The following is a 22,838-nucleotide window of genomic DNA, read 5'->3' as shown; positions in this document are numbered from 1 at the left end:
TATATGCTGGATGTCCTTTGCTATATGTCTAAGAAAAGTGTCGGCTCACATAATCTTGCATAGAATTGGCAATAGCCTTGCCTTTCAACCTTAGAAGGTGAAATCCAGCAAGGGCTAAGTGAAGATTCAACTGTAAGTCAAATATCCGAATCTGCTCAGAGGTCTTTTGGTCACAACTTTTGTACTAGCAATTAACGGAAATATAAGTACTTTATAAAGATTCAATTTGGGATGTTTCGGCAGGTTTTTATGCGCATTACTGAACGTATATCCTCTTATTCCCTGTTGCGCTACTATATCAAACCGGTAATAAATATGATATACTTTGATCGTATGTTTACAGACTAGGGGGATATTCATGCAACAAGTTACAAGTAAATCCAATGAAAGACAAACCAACGTTCTCCCTTTTATTCCTGAAGGTGATTTTTATTTCACAAAGGGTATAGAAGCTTTTCAAAAAAGGAAATTTGATATTGCGGTGAAGTGGCTAAAAAAGGCAATTGATCACAAACCCGATGAGGCGTTATATCAATGCCAGCTATCGATTATATATACAGAAATTGGTGCATATCATGCTGCCAATGACGTTTTAATGCATGTGCTAAAGATTTCGGAGAATGTGGATTGTTATTATTTATTAGCGAATAATTTTGCTCATCTCGGTTTATTAAATGATGCGAAAAAATATGCTAATCTTTATATACAAAAGGATCCAGATGGTGAATTTAAAGAAGAAGTTCTCCATCTATTAGAATTAATCGATATTGAAGAAGAAGATGCGGACGAAGAGTTAGAGGAAGAAGATGAGCTGCTTATTTATCAGGAAACGGTTTTTTATCATATGGAGCATTATGAATGGGAAAAGGCCATCCATATTTTAGAGGAGATGCTCGTATTATTTCCAGAGCATCCGAATTCGAAACATGATTATACGCAAGCACTCTTTTTTTTAGGTCGTGAGCAACAAGCGCTTGCTATGGAACTGGAAGAAATACAATCGAATCCGGATTCACTATATGGACGCAGTAATTTAGCTTTATTTTATTACTATTTAGGCAAGGAAAAGGAATATAATTTCTATATAGAGCCATTACTAAAGGTATATCCGATTCATGAGCAACAAAAGCTGCGTATTGCTATAACAATGGCTCGAACGGGAAAGTTTGTCGAAGCGGCAAGACGATTTAAAATGTTAGCCAAAGAAAAGGTGAGCGGTCATTTGTCATATTTTCGCTTTTATGCATTAACTGCATACCATAATGATGAGCATGAAAAAGCGATTTCCATTTGGAAGGAAGGATGTAAAAGACATCCTGAATTAATCAGAGAAACAACGCCTTGGAACTAGGATTGTAGCGTCTGAGCATAATAATAGACGAATGATGTTTCGTTTATTAAGCTTAATATGGCTGAATTATTTACAAGAAAAGAGGCGAATAGAATGTCTGATATAAAAATGTACGATGTAATTATTGCAGGAGCAGGCCCAGCCGGAATGACTGCGGCTGTTTATGCCTCTCGAGCTAACTTAGCAACATTAATGATTGAACGTGGTATACCTGGCGGTCAGATGGCAAATACAGAAGACGTTGAAAACTACCCGGGATATGATCATATTCTTGGTCCAGATCTATCCAATAAAATGTTTGAACATGCAAAAAAATTCGGTGCTGAATACGCTTATGGCGATATTAAAGAAGTTGTCGACCATGGTGAATATAAAACGGTTGTTGCAGGACAAAAAGAATATCATACTAGAGCGCTAATCATAACTACTGGCGCGCAATATAAAAAACTCGGCATTCCTGGAGAAGAAGAGCTTAGCGGTCGCGGTGTTTCCTATTGTGCTGTTTGTGATGGCGCATTTTTCAAAGATAAAAATCTGGTCGTGATTGGCGGCGGAGATTCTGCTGTGGAAGAAGGTATTTACTTGACTCGTTTTGCTAACAAAGTAACAATTGTTCATCGTCGCGATCAATTACGAGCACAACGCATTCTTCAAGACCGAGCATTTGAAAATGATAAAATTGATTTTATCTGGGATACTGTGGTAGAAAAAATTAATGAAGGTGCTGGAAAAGTAGGCAGTGTCACATTGAAAAACAATAACACAGGCGAAACGTACGACCATGAAATTGATGGTGTTTTCGTCTATATCGGTATGGTACCGTTAAGTGAACCTTTTCAGTCGTTGGGGATTACCAATGAGGAAGGCTATATTCCTACAAATGAAAATATGGAAACAAAGATACCTGGTATATTTGCTGCCGGCGATATTCGAGAAAAAACATTACGTCAAATTGTAACAGCTACTGGGGACGGCAGCATTGCAGCAGAGCAAGCAATTAAATATGTTGAAGATTTAATGGAAGAGTTAAAAACAACACACTCATAGGACTCTACGTCTTCTCTTTGAAGAGGTTGTTCAAAAAGTGCACTAAAAAATGACAGTTCGAATTTCTTCGTTTTTAGCAAAGGGTTATCCTTTTCCTGCGTGAGAATGGGTTTCGAGGAAGTATATATATGTATTGTGCATGGGATTTGCTACTAAAACAGCCTATGTCCTGTGGCGGGCGGAGAAGTCAGGACATCTTTGTACAAGCGCGCTGAAAACTTCGCCGCTCGAACTCAATTGCTCATGTGCTAGTGTCAGCGCTTGAACAGGATAAGAAAAGGCGACAACAGCAATACATGCACGCAGAAAAAGTGTTTTTCTTTTTCAAGGACGCCTGAGACCTTAGCCGACCTCTTTTGCCCCCTTTTTGAACACGCACTTTAAGAAAAATTTACGTTGAGTCATTGCTTTTTAATCACGTTGTAATATTAACGCAACATTCGTGGGGTATAATGTAAACTAACTAATTGACCCCCTTTTAATAGATAGATTAGTTATTTGGCACAGATGAGAGCATCTGTGCTATTTTTTGTTTTGAACAAGTCATTTCTGTTCATGCATACGACGATGTGTATTGCGTCGCATGACAGCAGTTATTGACGTCGACTTATCTAGAGGCATCACATTTTCTGGGGAATTGTACCTTTTGATGCAACAACGATTTGGTCGGAAGCCATACGAATTCAAGCTTTTTTATCATTCAAACAGATGTTAATATGTCTGTCACAAGTGCTCTATTAAAATTTAGATAAATAAAGATATAACTATGAAATATAAACTATATGAGCAGCACTAAAACATTTCCCCCTCCAATTGAAAGGAAGTTTTTGAATTTTGTATCGTTTCAACTTAAAAGAGAGTATCTGCATCAAAAAGAAGCTACTTATTAAAAAGTATTAAAGAGAAAGACTTGAAAACATATTGAATAGAGCTTTTTCAATTATGATAAACAAAGTCATGAATAGGGAAGTTTCATTTTCACCATAAAACTAGTATAATTGGAATGGTAGTGAAAGTTTTTATTTAGTTTCGGTTCATTTAGAGGTGATGGAAATGCAACAAGTAGCTAATTGCATAGTAATAGATCAAGAACAAATTTTAGTTTTAAAAAAACCGAAGCATGGCTGGTATGCAATACCTGGAGGGAAAATGGAGTTTGGCGAAACCATAAAAGAAGCGGTCGTCAGGGAATATAAAGAAGAAACAAATTTAACCATTCAGGATCCTAAGCTAGCAGGAGTGTTTACGTTTACTATTATAGAAGGCGAGCGACGGATCGAAGAATGGATGATGTATACATTTACCTGTAAAAGCTATCGTGGCGAACTTGCTGAATTTTGTAGAGAGGGAGAACTGGAATGGGTTCCCATCAATCACGTGCAGCACTTACCAATGGCTGAAGGGGATCGGCTGATTTATAAGCAAATCTTTGAGAATGAACATGTGGTATCTGGAGCTTTTGCTTATACACCAACAGATAAATTGATCGAGTATCGAATGGATTATTAACATGATTTAATTTGTTAACAGATAAAGCTTTGGAGCGGTAATGCTGGCCTTCCTTTTGCTTTCTATGGATAAAATAAAATGAAAAGCCGTACTGAATGAGTTCCACTTTATCCGTCGTATCATAAGTTAATAACTGAATAAGCATTATAAATCTTTAAATTCCTATGCGTTCAAATGGATTAAACAACAGGAATCTTTTTATAATCATTTTAACAGGAAGCGAATGAGAGAGGGAGACAAATCATATGAGTGAAAATCAGGAAACAAAATTAGTCATTATCACTGGAATGTCAGGTGCCGGTAAAACAGTTGCTGTGCAAAGTTTTGAAGATTTAGGGTACTATTGCGTAGATAATCTTCCTCCAACATTATTACCAAAATTTATTGATCTCATGAAGGATTCAACAAACAATATTCAGCGCGTGGCCCTCGTTATGGATTTACGTGCCAGAGAATTTTTTGATTCTCTATTTGAAGCATTAGACGTTTTAGCGGATGAAGAATGGCTGGACGAACATGTTCTGTTTTTAGATGCAAAAGATGAAAAGCTTGTCAGTAGATATAAAGAAACAAGACGTTCTCATCCGCTTGCTGTGGGAGGATTGCCGCTTAATGGAATACGCCAAGAAAGAGAAATATTGGATGAGCTAAGAGGAAGAGCACAAAGGATTATTGACACAACGAATTTAAAACCGAAAGAGCTTCGTGAAAAGATTGTTCAAACATATTCAGAAGAAGACCAAGAAGTATTTTCTGTGCATATGGTTTCATTTGGTTTTAAATATGGTTTACCGATTGATGCTGATCTTGTATTCGATGTTCGTTTTCTCCCAAATCCTCATTATGTAACCAATTTACAACCGTTAACAGGCTTAAACAAAGACGTATCTTCTTATGTGTTTCGATGGACTGATACACAAAAATTTATGGCAAAAGTACTTGATTTGCTGCAATTTATGCTTCCGCAATACAAAAAAGAAGGTAAGTCACAGTTGGTAGTAGCTATTGGTTGTACTGGTGGGCAACACCGTTCTGTAGCACTGGCTGAATATTTTGCTAAGGAACTGCAAAAAGGTTATATCACGCACGTCACTCATCGTGATATTGACAAAAGAAAGGGACATTAATGATGAATCAGGAAAAACTCCCGAACGTAGTAGTTGTTGGAGGTGGGACTGGGATGCCCGTTCTCCTTCGTGGTCTAAAGGATCTTCCAATTGATTTGACGGCATTAGTTACGGTTGCTGATGACGGAGGAAGTACGGGCAGAATACGTAATGAGATGGAAATTCCGGCGCCAGGAGATATTCGTAATGTAATTGCTGCTTTGTCTGACGCAGAACCGATGCTGATTGAATTATTTCAGCATCGATTTGATGTCTGCAATGGATTATCTGGTCATTCGTTGGGTAATTTATTATTAGCGGCAATGACTTCGATCACTGGCAATTTTAATATGGGGATTAGAGAAATATCCCGTGTCTTAAATGTCAAAGGGAAAATTTATCCAATTTCTAATGAAAATATGTCTCTTCATGCAGAAATGGAGGATGGGACAATTGTATCTGGAGAGTCAAATATCCCTTTAGCGAATAAAAAAATAAAGCGCGTATTTTTAAGTCCGCAGCCAGTAGAACCATTGCCAAATGCAGTCCGTGCTTTAAATCGTGCGGATTTAATCGTTATTGCACCAGGGAGTTTATATACAAGTATCATGCCGACAATTATCATGCCGCAAATTGTAGAGGCAATTAAAGATGCAAAAGGGCAGGTTGTGTACGTGTGTAATGTGATGACTCAGGAAGGCGAAACGACGGGTTATACAGCAGCAGATCACGTCCAAGCTATTTGTGATCATATTGGTGATGCAAGCATTGATGCAATTGTTGTACATAATGAACCCATAGAGAAAGCGATACGTGAGGTTTATGCAGAAGAAAATGCTACCCCGGTTGTATATGATACACAACGATTAATTGATATGGGTCTACAGATCATCGAAGGAGATATCATTGACCCCACACAGCCTACGTTAAGACATGATAATAATAAGATTGCTTCATTGCTCTATTCACTGTTAAAAAAATGACTATACAGGACTTTAACATCATGGTGGATGAGAAACCAATGCAGGAAGAGACATTCTGTTTAGCAATAAACAGTACATTGTCTTGTATACCATGATGTTTCTTTAGACTCTTCACCGTTATCCCGAATCTAAGGTGCTGCGAGGACCCTAAGTAGATAAAAAAATATGAGTTTGGGGGAGCGGTGCCTAAGTTGGTCGGGAATGAAAGATAACTTCCGGTGATTGAAGTTTTCACTTTATAGCTGTTGTTTGACGCCCACTTATATGTAGAAGGGAGGGGATAAGTATGTCCTTTGCTTCCGAAATAAAAAAAGAGTTAACAGCAATGGAAATAGCGGATTGCTGTAAATATGCTGAACTAGCTGCATTAGTTCGGATGAATGGAGCTATCTCTTTATCCAGGCAAAAATATACGTTAGATGTACAGACGGAAAATGCTGCTATTGCGAGAAGAATTTATACGTTAATTAAAGCCATTTATGATATAAGAGTAGAATTATTAGTAAGAAGGAAAATGAAGTTGAAAAAAAATAATGTGTATATTGTTCGCTTAAATGAAGGGGTAAAACCCATATTGGTAGATCTGCATATTTTGCAGGAGCCAATGACATTTACTAGAACTATTTCGGAGACATTTATGCATAAGTCTTGCTGTAAGAAAGCTTACTTACGAGGAGCTTTTCTTGCAGGTGGATCAATTAACAATCCAGAAACCTCTTCTTATCATCTGGAAATTTTTAATTTTTATGAAGAACATAACGATTCCTTGTGTGACCTGCTTAATCAATTTGAATTGCGAGCCCGTAAATTAGCACGCAAAAACGGTTATATTGTTTATATAAAAGAAGCAGAAAAAATTACGGAATTCTTAGGTATTATTGGTGCTCATAACGCTTTGTTCAAATTTGAAGATGTTCGTATTGTCCGAGACATGCGTAATTCGGTTAACCGAATCGTTAACTGTGAAACGGCAAACCTAAACAAAACAATTGGAGCAGCATTCCGACAAATTGAAAATATCCAGTTTATTGAGCGTACAGTTGGACTAGATCAACTTCCTGAAAAATTAAGGGAAATTGCAATTCTTCGCGTAAAACATCAAGAAGTATCTTTAAAAGAATTGGGAGAATTAGTTGAGAGCGGTAAAATATCGAAATCTGGTGTAAATCACCGACTGAAGAAAATTGATGCCTTCGCAGAAAAAATTAAAAATGGCGAGTTTGTACCATAAGCTTTGCTTGTAAAATATACCATGATATAATAAATATAAAATGATTTCGATTAGATAAAAACGTTTTTTAGCAGGCAAAAGAGGCTGGGGTGTAACTAAACGGTTAACAATAAAGGCAAATAACCCACTTCTTAGCTTCGGAAATATGCGGTAGACAAAGCAGAAGGAAAGGATAATGGCGAGACCTCACTCCGTATGTTAGCACGAGAGGGGCTCGCTAGCCGCTCTCTGAAAGTGAAGTATATTTCTGGAGAGGTTATTTGCACTATCTACTATCTGTAAATAGTTCAGGATTTTAATAAAAATACTTTTTCCAGACCTCATTATGAACTTTGAATGTAGAAATAAAATGATTGGTGACAGCGCTTTCGCGTATGGGGAGGATGAGATAGTTGGTTGAGCGACTGATTAAGGTAAAGCTGCCAGCGGGTTTACAGGCAAGACCGGCAGCTGAATTTGTTCAAGAAGCAAATCGTTTTACGTCTCATGTTTTTATCGAAAAAAACGGAAAAAAAGTAAATGCAAAAAGTATTATGGGATTAATGAGTATAGCTGTAACGAAGGGGGAAGAGATTACACTTATTGCTGACGGAACAGATGAGGAAACAGCGATTGAAAGATTAACGAAATTTGTTTCAGAAACATAGAAAACCGCCCTCTTCTGAAAAAGGGCGGTTTTCTATGCGAAATTATTCGGGTTTACGTTCTAAGACTTTATCTATTAAACCATAATCCACGGACTTCTCCGCTGTCATAAAGTTGTCACGGTCTGTATCACGTTCAATTACTTCAATTGGTTGTCCTGTGCGCTCAGCAAGAATTTGGTTGATTTTTTCACGCATTTGAATGATTCTGCGAGCATGGATTTCAATGTCTGCAGCCTGCCCCTGTGTCCCGCCTAATGGCTGGTGAATCATTACTTCACTGTTTGGCAGTGCATAACGTTTACCCTTTGCTCCTGCAGTTAGGAGAAATGCTCCCATAGAAGCTGCCATACCTGTACAGATGGTCGATACATCTGGCTTAATAAATTGCATGGTATCATAGATTGCCATGCCTGCAGTGATTGATCCACCTGGGGAATTGATATATAATGAAATATCCTTTTCTGGATCCTCTGCTTCTAAAAACAATAATTGTGCTACGATAGAGTTTGCAACGTTATCGTCAATCGCACTTCCTAGCATAATGATTCGATCTTTAAGTAAACGTGAGTAAATGTCATAGGCGCGTTCACCGCGGTTGGTTTGTTCAATTACTGTTGGTATTAAATTCATAACAATCATCCTCCTCTATCTATTCGTATATCCAAGATATCGATATATTTATCATAACTAATAGGTCAAAAAAGGTCAAACAAAAAACATTGAGATTTTGACAAATACACTTCCATTTATTCCCCTTTCTTGTGAAAATAAACGTATAAAAGAAAAAAGGTCTTGTCTTATCAAAGAATAAACGTTATAATACTCTATGTGTCTTCTTTTGAAAATGATATGCGCCCGTAGCTCAGGGGATAGAGCAACGGTTTCCGGTACCGTGAGTCGGGGGTTCAAATCCCTCCGGGCGTGCTAAAACGATAAAAATCCGCTTTAACTTAAGGAAAAAGCCCTCGAGGAGGTTGCTTATTCCATGTTAAAGTGGATTTTTTTGTATAAGTGCCAAAAGCCATGATGGAATGCAGATTCTCAGGCTTTATCCCGCATAAGGTGCTGTATAACTTCCACTTTCCATACTACAACAAGTCTAAGTGGGAGATATCAGCACCTAAATGCCCTATTTCGTAAGAGGACTTATGGACATATCATTATGGCACTAACAATGATGAAAGAAAACCCCCGCTGATTGAAGATTCACTTTATTGGAAAATTAATGGAATTTGTTCAATCAGCGTTATAATGCCTAAGAAACCCATCATAATCACAACGATGCTGCCTGTTACAGTTAACCATACTGGATGCTTATATGTACCAACCATTTTCTTCATATTTGCAGCTACTAATATAGTCCCTAGAGCAAGTGGCAAGATAAGTGCATTTAATGCTCCGACTAAAACAAGCATTTGCACTGGCTCTCCAATGAAGGTAAATGTTGTTGTAGAAATGATGATAAATAGAATTGTAATCCAATTATGATATTTTTCAATAAATGGACTAAAAGAACGAATAAACGAAACGGATGTGTAGGCGGCTCCGACCACAGAGGTAATAGCAGCTGCCCACATAATAACACCAAATAGTCGATAGCCGATATCACCGACTGCTAGTTGAAAAACGGAAGCGGGAGGATTGGTTGGATTAATAGTTAGTCCTTGTGAGATAACGCCGAGAACCGCTAGAAATAGTGCTACACGCATAACGCCTGTAACTGCTATTCCAGTAATCGAACTTTTGGTCACAAGTGGTAAGTTGTTTTTTCCTTTAATTCCTGCATCTAACAAACGGTGTCCCCCTGCAAAGGTGATATAACCACCAACAGTTCCACCGACTAGGGTAATGATGGCATAGATACTTATTTCTTCAGGTTTTACCGTATTTATGATCACTTCTCCAACAGGGGGAAAGGTTTTAAAAGCAACATAAAGCATTAAAAGTATCATGATAAAGCCTGCAATTTGAACGACTTTATCCATCGCCTTGCTCGCTTCCTTTATTGTAAAAATCAAAATAGCAAAAATGGCACTTATCATTGCTCCATGAATGGGGTTCAACCCTAGCATAGCATTTAAACCAAGACCTGCGCCTGCAATGTTCCCTATATTAAAGGCAAGCCCACCTAGAACAATTAGTATTGCTAAGATTACACCTAGTCCAGGTAGAACTTTATTAGCTATTTCTTGACCACGTAGTCCGGTTACAGCAATAATACGCCAAACATTTATTTGTGCAAAGACATCTAATAACAATGAAATTAAAATAACAAAGGCAAAACTAGCTGCTAACTGTTGAGTAAACACAGTAGTTTGTGTTAAAAAACCTGGTCCTATAGAGGATGTTGCCATTAAAAATGCTGCTCCAAGAAGAACACTTCTGCTTGTTTTTTTCTCTTGGCTTATTTGCTCCGGTTTCTGTTTTTTCTTCTGTGGGGACATTTATTTGTTTCCTTCTCCCTTTTGGATTGCAGCAATTTGGATGTTATGTTTTTGAAACGAATCGGTTATATAGGCAGCAAAGTCAACAGCATGCTCGCCATCGCCATGAATACAAATAGTATCTGCTTTTAAAGGAACGGCAATCTTTTGTGTGGAAATAACTTTACCTTCCGTTACCATTTTAATTACTTGCGATACCGCTTGTTCGCGATCTGTAATTAATGCATTGTTTTCCTTGCGCGATGTCAGTGTACCATCTGATTGATATGTACGATCCGCAAATACTTCATGGGCAGTAGGTAAACCCATTTTCTCCCCAGCTTTTGCTAGTTCACTGCCGGATAGGGCATACAGTACTAATCGGGGAGAGATATCATATATTGCTTGAGCAATGGCTGTAGCCAGTTCCTGATCGTTCGCTGCCATATTGTACAAAGCGCCATGAGGCTTTACATGCTGCATTCGCTCGTTAAATGAGGCTAAGAAACCGTTCAATGCACCAATTTGATACACAACTATATCGTATGCCTGCTGAGCTGTAATAGCCATTTCTCGCCTTCCGAATCCATTTAAATCTGGTAGACCAGGGTGCGCACCAATTTTGACGTCATTTTCAATCGCAAGTTGCACCGTTTCTCGCATTACGGTTGGGTCTCCAGCATGAAAGCCGCAAGCGATGTTGGCGGATGAAACATAGGTTAGAATGTCTTTTTGTTCACTTAGCTTGTATCGTCCGAAGCTTTCTCCCATATCACAATTTAAATCTACCTGAAGCATTTTTTCTCCTACCTCATTTCAATATTTTCGCACCTTTTTTTAAAATAAGCGTATTAGTTCCTAGATAGGGAACGTTGATATAAATATATGGTCATGTTAGCATAAAATTTTCAGATTGGGAAGAATGTTATTTTACAAATCGGAAAAGACGGAAATCTTTTTTCTTCTGGATATGAGATGCTGTAAAGCTCTTGCTTCAAGAATGGAATGAGATACACAGAAGTCTAAGCGGCATTTAGTTTCCCCATTTGTTTGGCGATTGGATGTTGATAGCAGGAGGCGTGATACGCCGGAAAAAATCTTTTTTCAAGATCAATAAAAATTGCGTTAGCGGCACATCGTTCTTGAAAGAGAGCGATTCTTTTTCTAGGTCGCCTATCGTCCAAACCTATTCTATTATTTCAAGAAGGAAAAACTCCTGAATTATGCTTCATTTTATATTGTCTTTCAAATGAATCCATGTTCTAAGCACGTTCATATAAGATAATATGAGAAATTCTTCGCAAACTTTAGTGGAGAAGTGTCTAAGATGCTAAAAATATCATCCGTATCTTGACGTATCAATTTCTTAAGCCGTATAATTTGTAGAAGTTCATATTTTGTATCATTATTTCGAAAAATGGAACAAAGCAGGTGATGAAATGAATCATTTATCAACTGGAGCAGAGATCAGATCGATTAATGATTCCGCTCTTGTTGTACAGTTGGGAAATGAGCCAAGTCCGATCGTGCATCAGAGAATTATGTGTTTTTCAACGTTATTAGAAGATAATCCCTTTAATGGATTTATAGAATGTGTGCCAGCTTACCTTAATGTAGCCGTTTATTATAATCCTTATTTGGTATACCAATCTCAATCCTTTCGCACATCCGTATCTCCTTTTCAAATCGTACGTCATTATATAAAAGGTTTATTACATCAATTAGATGATCAGAAACGATTTACTGGAAGAAAAATTGTCATTCCTGTCCTCTATGGAGATGAATACGGACCAGACTTAGACTATGTAGCACAATATAATAATCTATCTATAGAGGATGTCATCCGTATTCACACAGAAAAAGAATATTTGGTTTATATGATCGGTTTTGCACCTGGGTTCCCTTTTATTGGTGGGATGAGCAAACAAATTGCTACTCCTCGAAAAAGCACACCTCGTTTAGCCATTGCACCAGGTTCTGTTGGGATTGCCGGTGAGCAAACAGGTGTATACACTTTAGAAACGCCAGGCGGCTGGCAAATTATTGGTCGTACTCCAATGGAGCTGTTTCTGCCTGATCAAGTGCCGCCATCATTATTAAAAGCCGGTGATACCATTCAATTTCTATCCATATCTCAGGAAGAGTATCAGCAATATGAACAGGGGGGAAGGAAGAATGAATAGTGTATGCGTTCTTGAGCCAGGTTTATATACAACTATTCAAGATATTGGACGATTTGGGTATCAGAAATATGGTGTGATCGTTAGTGGAGCAATGGATTTTTACGCTTTACGTATTGCGAATTTACTCGTGGGAAATAAGGAGGAAGAAGCTACAATCGAAATGACTTTATCTGGAGCGACGTTGCAATTTCAGAAGACCGCTTTAATTGCTATTACGGGGGGTGATCTCATGCCCCATATTGATGGAAAACCAGTTCCTATGTGGCGCCCTATTCTGATAAGTAAAGGATCTGTTTTACAATTCAAATTTGCTGTAAAAGGTTGTCGGGCTTATGTTGCTTTCGCTGGAGGGATACAGGTACCGAAAGTCATGAGAAGTAAAAGCACATACGTTCGAGCAGGTATAGGAGGGCTTTATGGGAGAACTTTGCAACGGGGAGATGGCTTGACATCTGGTAATTGGAGCTACATAGCAGAAGCGTTGGCACAGAAATTAGCATTATCTTCAGAGCCTTATTCATGGTCTGTCAATCCTTACCCGCTTATTCGTTTTCATCGGAACCCGTCCATCCGTGTTTTAAAAGGAAGTGAATATGACCGTTTTGATGAAGCAAGTAAGCAAGCATTTTTTAGTGAACCCTATACAATTACTACACAAGCAGATCGAATGGGCTATCGTTTAGCCGGTCCTTCTCTTGCATTAACCGAAAAAATGGATATGTTTTCTGAAGCAGTTACATATGGAACGGTACAGGTTCCTGCGAATGGTCAGCCAATTATTTTAATGGCAGACAGGCAAACAACGGGGGGCTATCCCAAAATTGCTCAAGTAATCACAGCTGACTTATCTACCCTTGCTCAGTTGCAACCGAATACTTCCGTTCTTTTTCAAAAAGTTGATTTGGAGGAAGCGGAAACAATATTATTGCAAAATGAACATATATTGCAGCAAATTGCAATTCAGATTGAAATAAAAGCGAGTTACTGAGAAAGTAGCTTGCTTATTTTATTGTATGGAAAACGATAAAATGAGTGCTTGTGGATAACGAAATAACCGACTAGTCACGTCCGGCGCATGAGCTCAGCAACTAGGTGACTTTATAAATGCGCCCTACGATAAGGCATCATCGGTTCGCCTCTAAGAGGAAGGCCAACTAAAAACGGGCTTGCCGCCCAGACGTCGGCATACCCCTGTTTGTAGGGGCATGATTCCTTTATCTTTAGTTGATTCGTTCCATTCGCTACGTTGCTAAACGGGCGTCCTGCGCCTTTGTTCATAATCATTTTCCTCTAACTTGTGTACGATTTAAGCTGTATCATCCGTTGTTTGATAGCAAAGACAGGTACGTTATTGCTTTCATATTTACTCCAAAATTCAATCCTAAGAGTTTTCGCTTATCTGAAGTAAGATTATTACCTGAAACGTATCAGCCTATCTAAATTGATATTGGATGTATGGTGTTTGTTCAATTGATTTTAGGGCAAACTAAGATAGGTGATGTATATGAAAGCTACAGAAATAGAAAGTAAACAATTTGATAAAGCGCTGGATACCTTCATTGAACTATACAATAATTTGGAACCTGATGTGCCGCTAATCCAATTTACTGATGATGTAGTGGAGCAAATTGAAGCAGCTAAACAAGCATATGGTGAAGAGGTCATTCATGAAAAAATCAACTCCATTGTACGAGAAGCACTTTCTTGGACAACGTTAACCAAAGAAATGCAAGAAATGGATGCGCAAGAGTAATATGAAAAAATTACCGAAAAAAATACGTATACATGTTCGGTTTTTGTGGTATAATAAGAACAAACGTTCCTATGGGAGGCTGTATTATGAAGCACATCTTACAGTGGTCGAAGGAGAATAAGCAAAAGCTGATCTTGTTTTATATGGATCATAACAATCAAGTAACACAACGATTCGTACGGGTAATAGATATACAGGAAGATTCCTTTATAGCATTTTGTTTCTATCGCAAACAGGTTCGTAGGTTTAAATATAGCCACATCCTTTCCTGTGGTCGAAACCAAAGAAAGGGTAGTGCATAACAATGCGTGTATATGATCGAGGCTCTATAAAGTGGACATCTATGATGCTGCCAGAGCATGTAGATTTACTTCAAGATATGTGGAAAAGACTAGAGGATAAAGAAATGCCTATTTTGGATGAACAAAAGCTTGCAGAGTTAGATCTTCAATTGCAAACTGCTATTCACCAGGATCTCACTGTTGAAATTAAGTATTATAATGGGCGTGATTATTTAACCAGTAAAGGAAAACTAAAACACGTTAATCGTGATCATCTTTGCTTGCAATCAGATAAAGTAATTAAACGGGAGCAGGTGCTGGATATATGGATAAATTAGATTTTTCATAGAAGGAAGTTGAACTTTTTTGTCCCGTATGTAAACCTGCTCTTCCTTTTTAGGTGTTGTAACCAAGATGATAAGCGCAACATTTATTGTAAGTCACATACGTGATTCTGTTTAATTAATAGTCTAAGGATGGAAGTCCTCACTGATTGGTCTTCACTTCATCCCGTATATAAGGTGCTGTAAGACTCTGACTTCAGGAGTTGGATAATCTGTACAGCAAAAAGTCAAATTGGGTGATAACAGAACTGCACCTAATGCCCTATTTCGTAAAAGCCTTAGGCCATACCCTTGGGCTACTAACAAGCCGTGGGGGATGCAAGAAAACCCCACGGCTTGAAGATTCACTTTATCGCATGCCTGCAGGCTGCCGCTTCAAGCGCTAGAAGAAATGGAAGCGGGGGCTGACATCCTCTAGTTTCCTCTGACGGCAGGACAGTAAAACTTAGGCAGCAATTTACAAAAAAGTTTTTCAAGAAGAATGCACGTAAGTGACGTATCGTGTATAGAAAAGTACTTCTCTGTATTTACAAGGAAGATTATTAGCACACGATAACCCGTGATTATCCGAGATTAAATTATTTCTACCTTCATTCGTATAAGGTAGAAGAAAACTCCTATTATTTAGCTTGTGGTTCATAAATGTCCCAGGCAGTTTTTAAAGCTTCTACAATATATTCTGCAACTTCTTCAATCATTAGTGCATCTGTTTGTACAGTCGAATGATGAGTTTGGTAAATAGCTTTACGCTCAAGAAATAACTGTTTGATTTCAGTTAAGCTTTTTCCCTGTAACACCGGTCTGCTGTCAATAAGTAAACTAATCCGGTCCTTCCAGGAATCCCATGACAAATCAAGATAAAAAACAATACACTTTTGCAGGCAGATGTTTCTAATTTCCTCTTGAAGAAAAGCCCCTCCGCCTAAAGAGATGATTTTTAACTTTTGCTTACAGAGTTCATGAATAATTTCCTTCTCCTTTTTTCTGAATACTTGTTCACCATATGTTTGAAAAATTTCTGTTGTATCCATTCCAAAAGCTTCTTCAATAACCTGGTCTGCATCGATAAAATCCCGATACAGCTTTGCGGCTACTGCCTTTCCGATGGATGTTTTACCAACCCCCATAAATCCAATTAAAACAATACTTTTTTGACGTAAAGGAATTTTAGTACACATTAGTTAACCTCTTTCTAATTATCTGCATTTTTACCCCGTATATAAGGTGTTGTAAGACTCCCATTTCAGGAGTTAGGTAATCTGTACAGCAACAAGTCTAAGGGGAGATAACAGCACCTAAATGCCCGATAGGTCATACCATTACGGCACTAACAAGCCGTGGGGGATGAATGAAAACCCCCACTGATTGAAGATTCACTTTATACGAGTAAAGGGTACCGCGGGCTCTCGCTTCAAAGAGGAAGGAGAATCTAAGTGAGCAAGAGACAGTGGTATTCACATGTCCGATGTTTCGGATTGATAGAACAAGTAAATCTTTCTTTGGAGCTAGCATTGTAAGTAGGAGAAGAGCTATTTTCAGACCCATATAAAACCTTGCTAGTGACAAGATCTTAATGTTCAACCCCGACTAAAATATCGAATAGCAATCTATCACACGCAAAAAGCTCTTTCAGCATGTTGGTTCAATGCCTTCTGTTTAATTTTGATAAAAGAAAGGCTACTGGTTCATCTTATTTTATTCATTATAAGCGAAAAAATAGAGACTTGCACTTGAAAAAATATCTAGTTGGCAATCCTACCTATTGCTATTATAATAAGGTATCAATGAAAGCAAAGGATCACAATGATGATTTTAATATAAATAGACAGTGTACACGAAATGAGACCAGACATGGTGTTTAGGCTAGAAAGTTTGTAATAAGCGTTGTGGAAATCATATGTTAATTAAAAATAACATAAAGGAGAGAAAAACATGGAGACGGTCACAGTGAAAGATGTACATATAGGAGAAGGCATGCCAAAAATTATTGTTCCAATCATGGGGGCAACATTACAAGAGATTAAACAGGAAATAACAGAAGCCAAACGGGAGAAGCCTGATATGATGGAATGGCGTGCAGATGCTTTATCAGCTGGAGATAATCTGGAAGAAATTCTCCGTGTGTTAGCTCAAATAAGACCCTTGATAGAAGATGTACCTTTACTTTTTACATTTCGAACTTATAAAGAAGGGGGACAGAAAGAAGTAACTCTGGAATACTATGATCAGCTGTTGAACCAAGCGATAGAATCTGGACTTATCGATTTAATTGATATTGAATTCTTTACAGAAAAAAAGATTCGAGATAAATTAGTACGACAAGCAAGCAAACGCCATGTTATGGTTATATTATCGAATCATGATTTTCAAACTACCCCAACGAACGATGATATGTTATCACGTCTCAAGGGGATGCAAGATGCAGGAGCAGATATTGCGAAGCTGGCAGTAATGCCTCGCGATGCAGAAGATGTCCTACGCCTGCTACAAGTAGCAGCAAAAATGAAGGCAACTTATGCACAAAAACCATTTATTACTATAGCTATGGGGCCTTTAGGTATCTTAAGCAGGATTGGCGGTGAGCTGGTAGGTTCAGCAGCTTCTTTTGGCTCGGGGATGCAAGCTTCGGCTCCAGGACAACTATCGGCTACAGAATTAAAAAATTTACTTCAAATGATGCATCGTTATTTACAGAAATAAAATAGGAAACAGGTCAATGTTATTAATCATTCTTGTTATAGCAAGCTCTTTCTTCTTCTGGTAAGGATTATATAAAAATGCTGAAGCATTATTGCAAACTAAATAATGCTTCAACATTCCGGATTCTAATGTGTGCTACTGAAAAATCCATCATTTTGATGATAAAAGATAACTTACTATAAAAGAAAACAATAACAAACTCAATAATTCTCCTAATTTTCTAGCCCTCATTTCCCCCCTATTTCTTTAAGATAACATAATCTTACATTTTAGTAATAAATTTCTCCAACTATCTTGAATGGCTTTATAAAGAAAAAAGCGAGCAAGAGCTCTCTTCCCAAGAGGCCCCTACGTAAGCATTTAACTGTCAGCTAAGTAGTGAATTATTCACCTAACAATCTGCTTAATTTGTTCGATGGTGCCAACGATCGAGCCATCGTTGTGTAAGTCTGCTCTTATATAATGCTGCAATGCCCTCCAAAATAAAACGCGGTATTTTTTTAGGAGTATATTTTTTAAAATATACAGAATCAAGAATACGTTTAATATCCTCCCACTGCTGGTCGTGCTTCGTTTGCCTAAATCTGGCAACATCGATAACTTTGACCATTCCTGTTGGTGTAAGAATAATATTTCTTAAGTGAACATCAGCGGGATTTAGTCCTTGCTGCTTTGCGTAGGCAAATGCTTGATCCGCTTCTTGAATATGCTTCTTCGTGAACGGTATCCCTTTCATTAAGCAATCATATAAAGTGACACCAGGAATGTAATCAAGCACAAGATAATTAGTGCCAAATGCATACATTTTTGGAAACAAAGAACATCCCTTTAGCTGTTGATAAACAGAAGCTTCTTCTCGTGCGATATGTTCATAACCTGTAGGAAATACTTTAAGCACTTTATCTGTTTCTTCCATTTTACATACTACTGCACTTCGACCGCTGCCTATAAGTTTCAAGGCAGGAGACATAGATTCAATGATAAATTTATGCTTTTCTGTTTTTATTTTTATACTATGAACTAAAGCGGATATTTCATCAGGGCCCAAAGTAAACACTCCTTAGCACTACCCGTGATTAATATGCGGATATATCCAATCAAACAGCAGCTTTTTCTAGTCAAAAGGATGAAAGCTGCGTCAGCAATATGTCACAGATGCCAGTCTTTATTCTTGTTCTTATAAGTATAGAAAAAGTCGTGCTTGAATATGGCACTTTATCTAATTTTTGAATGGTGGTTTCGAATCGCTTGTCGAGCTAATTTATCTGCGTGCATATTTTGTTTTTCAGGAATCCATTTAATAAAAAAGTGAGGAAAGTGAGAAGAATGCTCATGGATTGTTTGTAACAACGGGATAAACGCTTTGTTTTTTGTATAATTCTTCTCAATTGTTTCAACAACGATTTTGGAATCGGCGCGAAATGATAAGATTTCATTTGGGAATTTTTCTTTACAGATAATTAAAGCTTGGATAACAGCATGAAATTCAGCTTCATGGTTAGAAAGATTACCTAAAAAGAAGGTATAATTGTACTGGTTATGTCCTTGCTTGATATAAATACCGGCTCCGCTAGGTCCGGGGTCTCCATTAGATGCCCCGTCTGTGTATACCTCTATCATGCTTGTACCTCCTTATATGTATGCCGATTATAGCATATACGGATATAGAACAACACGCTAATGATATGGAAGGTGAAGAATGCAAGATGATATAAGAATTTGCTGACTTACATTATTTTCTTTTTATCCTGCATATCAGGTGCAGTATGACATCTGCTTCGAGAGTAGAATATCTGTACTTTAACAAGTCTAATTGTGAGATAATAGACCTAAATGCCCTTTTTCATAAGAGACCTTTAGTCATACCATTACTGTACTAACCATCAGTGGGGGATGAAAGAACCCCTATTCTGGTTGAAGATCTACTTTATAGCAAGTCTTTTTGAATAACATTCTCTAGAAGGAAATTCGTTTTTATGGCAAAATAAAAGAAAGGGAAGAAAGTAGGGGATAGTCATGAAGTTACAGCTTGTTAATGAGCAAGTGTTACAATGGAAAATGAATCAATCCTTGATGCAGTCTATTCAAATATTGCAATTTTCCAGTACTGAGCTAGTCGATTATTTAAAAGAACTAGAAAAAGAAAACCCGCTCATTGAAGAGATAAACTATGATGATGCGAATATTCCGTATCGATCTTCTACGGATAATACAATAGCTCCAGGAGAAATAAATGCAAACGAGTTAAGCATGTATGATCATTTAAAGAAGCAGTTATATACGTTGAACATACCAGAGGGAATGAGACCGATTGTTTTATTTGGTATTGATTCCATCAATGAAAGCGGTTACCTAGATATTGATCTGCTACTATGGGCTGAGCAGTGTCAGACTACTGTGGAGAAGGTGGAGCAAGCATTAAAGTTCATCCAATCTTTGGAACCAGCTGGTATAGGAGCAAGGACCTTAAGTGAATGTATCGTTTTACAATTAAATATTCCGTCTGAAGAAGTTCCGTTTGTAAACGATTTATTGAACAATCATTTAGAATGGGTAGCTGAAGAAGATGTTGAGGCAGTAGCGACCCATTACGAAAAAAGTCCTGCATATGTGAAAGAATTGTTTGACCAAATTAAAACATGTCACCCAAAACCGGGACATTTGCTAGATACGAAAATAGACCATTATATTATTCCCGAAGCTTCTATTTATAAAGAGAACGGAAAATGGCATTTATCATTTTATTCTTGGAGTGCGCCTAAGCTAACAATTAACGATGATTATTATCATATGAAGGGGATCGGCAAGGAAACGGAGAAATACATTAAGGAAAAACAGACACAGGTAGAAATGGTGAAAAAAGCAATTGCCTATCGGAGTAACACGTTAGAACGTGTTATACAATGCATCATTGAAAAGCAATCCCTGTTTTTTGAACATGGAGCTCATATGCTGCAATCATTAACATTAAAAGATATTGCAGACGAATTGGAACTCCATGTGTCAACGATAAGCCGCGCTATCGCTCAAAAGTACGTACAAACTCCAACTGGAATTTTACCATTAAATTTCTTTTTACAAACTGGAATTAAACAAACAAATGGTACAAAGGCTGCTGCATCTGCTGTTAAAAAATTTATCGTTGACCTTATAGATAGTGAAGATAAGCGTAAGCCTTTTTCTGATGAAAAAATACGGAGATTATTAGCGGATCATTATGATATTACAATTGCAAGGCGTACGGTCATGAAATACAGAGAACAAATGCAAATACCATCATCAACAAAAAGAAAGGAGCGATAGTTTGATAACGGTATATTTTTATACGAAAACTGCCTGTCCCCTATGTGATGAGGCAAAATGGATGCTGGAAATGTTTCAAGATGAATACGGATTACAAGTGGAAGAACGGGATATATACACCAATGACCAATGGTTGGAACAATATCAATTAATAATCCCCTGCATTCAAGTTAATGGCGAAATACTAGACGCCTCTCAGCTAAGTTGGGAATCATTGAAAAAATTTCTGGAGCAATATGCGCGCAAGTAAAAGCAGGGGGGGCTGGCCTGCTTTTGAGGACGTGAAGTCAGAAGAGAAAGTTGTGAAGTAGTAACTAGAACGTTATAAGTGTAAAGCGCTGTCTTAGAGCAATTTCTAAGAATGCATGGTTAGCTTCACAAAAGGTAAGCAATCTTTCTAGCACTGAAAATGGCACTTAAAACGTTTTTGCCCTTGTAATAACAAACAGTTATGAAGGAATAATTTGATAAATGCCGCTAACTAACTTCATTGTTTTTCAAAAAAGTGATAAGGTTAGGTATCTATTTTTCGAAAATGTTAGAAATTGGGGCTGATTTCAGCAGATGACATATCTTAATGGAGACATTCAAAACTGTGAGAAAGTAGACTTGCCAAACAACAACAATGCTGCAAACATTAATAAAGGAAAGACTTACAAAAGCATAAACTTATGATCTTCCTATGGATCCATAATAATATTGGGCATAAAAGTACTATTGGCAGCAGTTTTATTTTATACATATTAACGCGGCATAGCTAAATCTAATCTGTTTTCAATCCGCTTCACATAATGTTAACATTATATTGGTTGTGTAATTATATATATTTGGTATAATATACATGTAAGCGAGATAACATAAAGCAAGGAAAAATTTTTTTTGCAGCTTCCGGGACGTAATATATCCACCCGGGACTTCAAAGGTCCAGGTGAAGGAGTCCTTAGAATGAGAAATTTAATTCAACTACAAAAAAGATTACTACCTGATATGCTGGAAGTAATGCAACGGCGCTATGCGATGCTGCGCACCATTGATCTGTTAGAGCCAATAGGTCGAAGGGGACTAGCTGAAAACACAAATGTGACCGAACGAACTGTACGAGGAGAAATCGAACTTTTGCAGTCACAAGATTTAATTCAAATAACTGCGAAAGGTATGTTTATTACAAAAGAGGGTAAATTAATCCTAGAACAGTTAGGTGCATTTATGAGTGAGATAATGGACTTGCGTGCGTTGGAAAACAAACTAAAGGATGCGTTATCTATCCGTAACGTTATCGTTGTCCCTGGAAATAGCGATGAGCATGAATGGGTTAAACAGGAAATGGGGAAGGCTTGTGTGGCAAGCTTAAAAACCATGATTGGTGAACAACCAACGATTGCTGTAACTGGTGGAACCACAATGGCTGCAATAGCAGCTATGATGACGCCATTTGAACAGAGCAATAATACGCTTTTTGTCCCGGCACGAGGCGGTATTGGTGAAAAGGTAGAAAACCAGGCTAATACGATTGCGGCTGAAATGGCTCGCAAAGCACATGGCGATTATCGCTTGCTGTATGTTCCTGATCCATTAAGCGAATCAGCTTATCAAATGATCATCCAGGAGCCAAGCGTGAATGAAACATTATCGCAGATAAAAACGGCAACGGTTGTGATGCATGGAATTGGCGATGCGCTCACAATGGCGTATCGGAGAAAAACACCAGAGGATATTGTGGAAAAATTGCGCGAGCATCAGGCGGTAAGTGAAGCTTTTGGTTATTATTTCGACAAAAAGGGTAATGTTGTACATAAGGTGCGTACAGTTGGAATACAGCTGGAAGATTTAAAGCAAATCCCTTATGTTATTACCATTGCAGGTGGGCGCTCTAAAGCGCAAGCAATTGCTTCGTATTTTAAGCGAGCAAAAACAGAGCTGCTAATCACCGATGAAGCAGCCGCAGAAGAGATTTTAAGGGGAGCATCCTCCCTTTAA

The 22,838-nt window shown here is 37.8% G+C and carries 22 protein-coding genes and 1 tRNA gene; 17 read left to right on the top strand and 6 right to left on the bottom strand.

Going from position 1 to position 22,838, the window contains the following annotated elements; translation table 11 throughout:
* The first annotated feature begins 358 nt into the window (after positions 1-358).
* The 7 genes from KBP50_RS11940 (at position 359) to KBP50_RS11910 (ending at position 7,874) form a co-directional block, all read left to right on the top strand.
* Positions 359-1,351 (top strand): tetratricopeptide repeat protein, encoded by a 993-nt coding sequence (locus KBP50_RS11940; RefSeq protein ID WP_050352346.1) that lies wholly within the window; start codon positions 359-361, stop codon positions 1,349-1,351.
* A 57-nt stretch (positions 1,352-1,408) separates the two neighbouring features.
* The gene (trxB, locus tag KBP50_RS11935) at positions 1,409-2,398 is read left to right on the top strand and encodes a thioredoxin-disulfide reductase (RefSeq protein WP_076361910.1); all 990 of its coding nucleotides are present in this window, start codon (positions 1,409-1,411) and stop codon (positions 2,396-2,398) included.
* A 1,047-nt stretch (positions 2,399-3,445) separates the two neighbouring features.
* The gene (locus KBP50_RS11930; RefSeq protein WP_232231229.1) at positions 3,446-3,907 is read left to right on the top strand and encodes an 8-oxo-dGTP diphosphatase; all 462 of its coding nucleotides are present in this window, start codon (positions 3,446-3,448) and stop codon (positions 3,905-3,907) included.
* A 245-nt stretch (positions 3,908-4,152) separates the two neighbouring features.
* Positions 4,153-5,034 (top strand): RNase adapter RapZ, encoded by an 882-nt coding sequence (rapZ, locus tag KBP50_RS11925; protein WP_050352349.1) that lies wholly within the window; start codon positions 4,153-4,155, stop codon positions 5,032-5,034.
* Between the two features lie 2 nt (positions 5,035-5,036).
* Positions 5,037-5,996, top strand: a complete 960-nt coding sequence (locus KBP50_RS11920) for a gluconeogenesis factor YvcK family protein (RefSeq protein WP_050352350.1) — start codon at positions 5,037-5,039, stop codon at positions 5,994-5,996.
* A 286-nt stretch (positions 5,997-6,282) separates the two neighbouring features.
* The gene (gene whiA / locus KBP50_RS11915) at positions 6,283-7,227 is read left to right on the top strand and encodes a DNA-binding protein WhiA (RefSeq protein WP_050352351.1); all 945 of its coding nucleotides are present in this window, start codon (positions 6,283-6,285) and stop codon (positions 7,225-7,227) included.
* Positions 7,228-7,619: 392 nt separating this feature from the next.
* Positions 7,620-7,874, top strand: a complete 255-nt coding sequence (locus KBP50_RS11910) for an HPr family phosphocarrier protein (protein ID WP_050352352.1) — start codon at positions 7,620-7,622, stop codon at positions 7,872-7,874.
* 42 nt (positions 7,875-7,916) lie between these two features.
* Here the strand turns inward: KBP50_RS11910 and clpP are convergent, their stop codons facing one another.
* Positions 7,917-8,504 carry an ATP-dependent Clp endopeptidase proteolytic subunit ClpP gene (clpP, locus tag KBP50_RS11905; protein WP_050352353.1) on the bottom strand — a complete coding sequence of 196 codons (588 nt, stop codon included), beginning with the start codon at positions 8,502-8,504 and terminating at the stop codon, positions 7,917-7,919.
* Positions 8,505-8,725: 221 nt separating this feature from the next.
* Between clpP and KBP50_RS11900 the strand changes: the two genes are divergently transcribed.
* Positions 8,726-8,798 (top strand) — tRNA-Arg (locus KBP50_RS11900).
* A 287-nt stretch (positions 8,799-9,085) separates the two neighbouring features.
* Here KBP50_RS11900 and KBP50_RS11895 read toward each other — a convergent pair.
* Both KBP50_RS11895 and KBP50_RS11890 read right to left on the bottom strand, forming a co-directional pair.
* Complete coding sequence (locus KBP50_RS11895; RefSeq protein ID WP_373314179.1) at positions 9,086-10,282, bottom strand: NRAMP family divalent metal transporter; 1,197 nt, start codon at positions 10,280-10,282, stop codon at positions 9,086-9,088.
* Between the two features lie 36 nt (positions 10,283-10,318).
* The gene (locus KBP50_RS11890; RefSeq protein WP_050352355.1) at positions 10,319-11,095 is read right to left on the bottom strand and encodes a LamB/YcsF family protein; all 777 of its coding nucleotides are present in this window, start codon (positions 11,093-11,095) and stop codon (positions 10,319-10,321) included.
* 641 nt (positions 11,096-11,736) lie between these two features.
* Here KBP50_RS11890 and pxpB point away from each other — a divergent pair.
* From pxpB to KBP50_RS11865, 5 genes are all read left to right on the top strand, one after another.
* Positions 11,737-12,480 carry a 5-oxoprolinase subunit PxpB gene (pxpB, locus tag KBP50_RS11885; protein WP_050353510.1) on the top strand — a complete coding sequence of 248 codons (744 nt, stop codon included), beginning with the start codon at positions 11,737-11,739 and terminating at the stop codon, positions 12,478-12,480.
* Positions 12,473-13,468, top strand: coding sequence for a 5-oxoprolinase subunit C family protein (locus KBP50_RS11880; RefSeq protein ID WP_050352356.1), 996 nt, complete (start codon positions 12,473-12,475; stop codon positions 13,466-13,468). The genes pxpB and KBP50_RS11880 overlap by 8 nt, the downstream gene beginning before the upstream one ends.
* Positions 13,469-13,984: 516 nt before the next feature.
* Positions 13,985-14,233: a hypothetical protein gene (locus tag KBP50_RS11875; RefSeq protein WP_050352358.1), complete on the top strand. Its 249-nt coding sequence runs from the start codon at positions 13,985-13,987 to the stop codon at positions 14,231-14,233.
* 86 nt (positions 14,234-14,319) lie between these two features.
* On the top strand, positions 14,320-14,535 hold the full coding sequence (locus KBP50_RS11870) for a hypothetical protein (protein WP_050352359.1): 216 nt from the start codon (positions 14,320-14,322) through the stop codon (positions 14,533-14,535).
* A 2-nt stretch (positions 14,536-14,537) separates the two neighbouring features.
* Positions 14,538-14,852: a YolD-like family protein gene (locus KBP50_RS11865; protein ID WP_050352360.1), complete on the top strand. Its 315-nt coding sequence runs from the start codon at positions 14,538-14,540 to the stop codon at positions 14,850-14,852.
* 626 nt (positions 14,853-15,478) lie between these two features.
* On the opposite strand, the gene KBP50_RS11860 is transcribed toward KBP50_RS11865, so the two are convergent.
* Positions 15,479-16,036 carry a shikimate kinase gene (locus tag KBP50_RS11860; RefSeq protein WP_050352361.1) on the bottom strand — a complete coding sequence of 186 codons (558 nt, stop codon included), beginning with the start codon at positions 16,034-16,036 and terminating at the stop codon, positions 15,479-15,481.
* Between the two features lie 754 nt (positions 16,037-16,790).
* Between KBP50_RS11860 and aroD the strand changes: the two genes are divergently transcribed.
* Positions 16,791-17,558 (top strand): type I 3-dehydroquinate dehydratase, encoded by a 768-nt coding sequence (gene aroD, locus KBP50_RS11855; protein WP_050352362.1) that lies wholly within the window; start codon positions 16,791-16,793, stop codon positions 17,556-17,558.
* Positions 17,559-17,961: 403 nt separating this feature from the next.
* Here the strand turns inward: aroD and KBP50_RS11850 are convergent, their stop codons facing one another.
* Together KBP50_RS11850 and KBP50_RS11845 are read right to left on the bottom strand one after the other, a co-directional pair.
* A complete protein-coding gene (locus KBP50_RS11850; protein WP_050352363.1) occupies positions 17,962-18,606 on the bottom strand; it encodes a hypothetical protein in 645 nt (214 codons plus the stop codon).
* Positions 18,607-18,773: 167 nt separating this feature from the next.
* Positions 18,774-19,178 (bottom strand): RNase H family protein, encoded by a 405-nt coding sequence (locus tag KBP50_RS11845; RefSeq protein WP_050352364.1) that lies wholly within the window; start codon positions 19,176-19,178, stop codon positions 18,774-18,776.
* 396 nt (positions 19,179-19,574) lie between these two features.
* Here KBP50_RS11845 and rpoN point away from each other — a divergent pair, with 396 nt between their 5' ends.
* From rpoN to KBP50_RS11830, 3 genes are all read left to right on the top strand, one after another.
* Positions 19,575-20,861: an RNA polymerase factor sigma-54 gene (rpoN, locus tag KBP50_RS11840; RefSeq protein ID WP_050352365.1), complete on the top strand. Its 1,287-nt coding sequence runs from the start codon at positions 19,575-19,577 to the stop codon at positions 20,859-20,861.
* Position 20,862: 1 nt separating this feature from the next.
* Positions 20,863-21,111, top strand: a complete 249-nt coding sequence (locus KBP50_RS11835) for a glutaredoxin family protein (RefSeq protein ID WP_232231231.1) — start codon at positions 20,863-20,865, stop codon at positions 21,109-21,111.
* Positions 21,112-21,806: 695 nt separating this feature from the next.
* Positions 21,807-22,838, top strand: a complete 1,032-nt coding sequence (locus KBP50_RS11830; RefSeq protein ID WP_050352366.1) for a sugar-binding transcriptional regulator — start codon at positions 21,807-21,809, stop codon at positions 22,836-22,838.

Origin of the sequence: Virgibacillus pantothenticus, from assembly GCF_018075365.1 — a bacterium.
Taxonomy (GTDB): domain Bacteria; phylum Bacillota; class Bacilli; order Bacillales; family Amphibacillaceae; genus Virgibacillus; species Virgibacillus pantothenticus.
The sequence above is the reverse complement of the archived record's forward strand: the minus strand, read 5'-3'. Positions and strand labels throughout refer to the sequence as shown.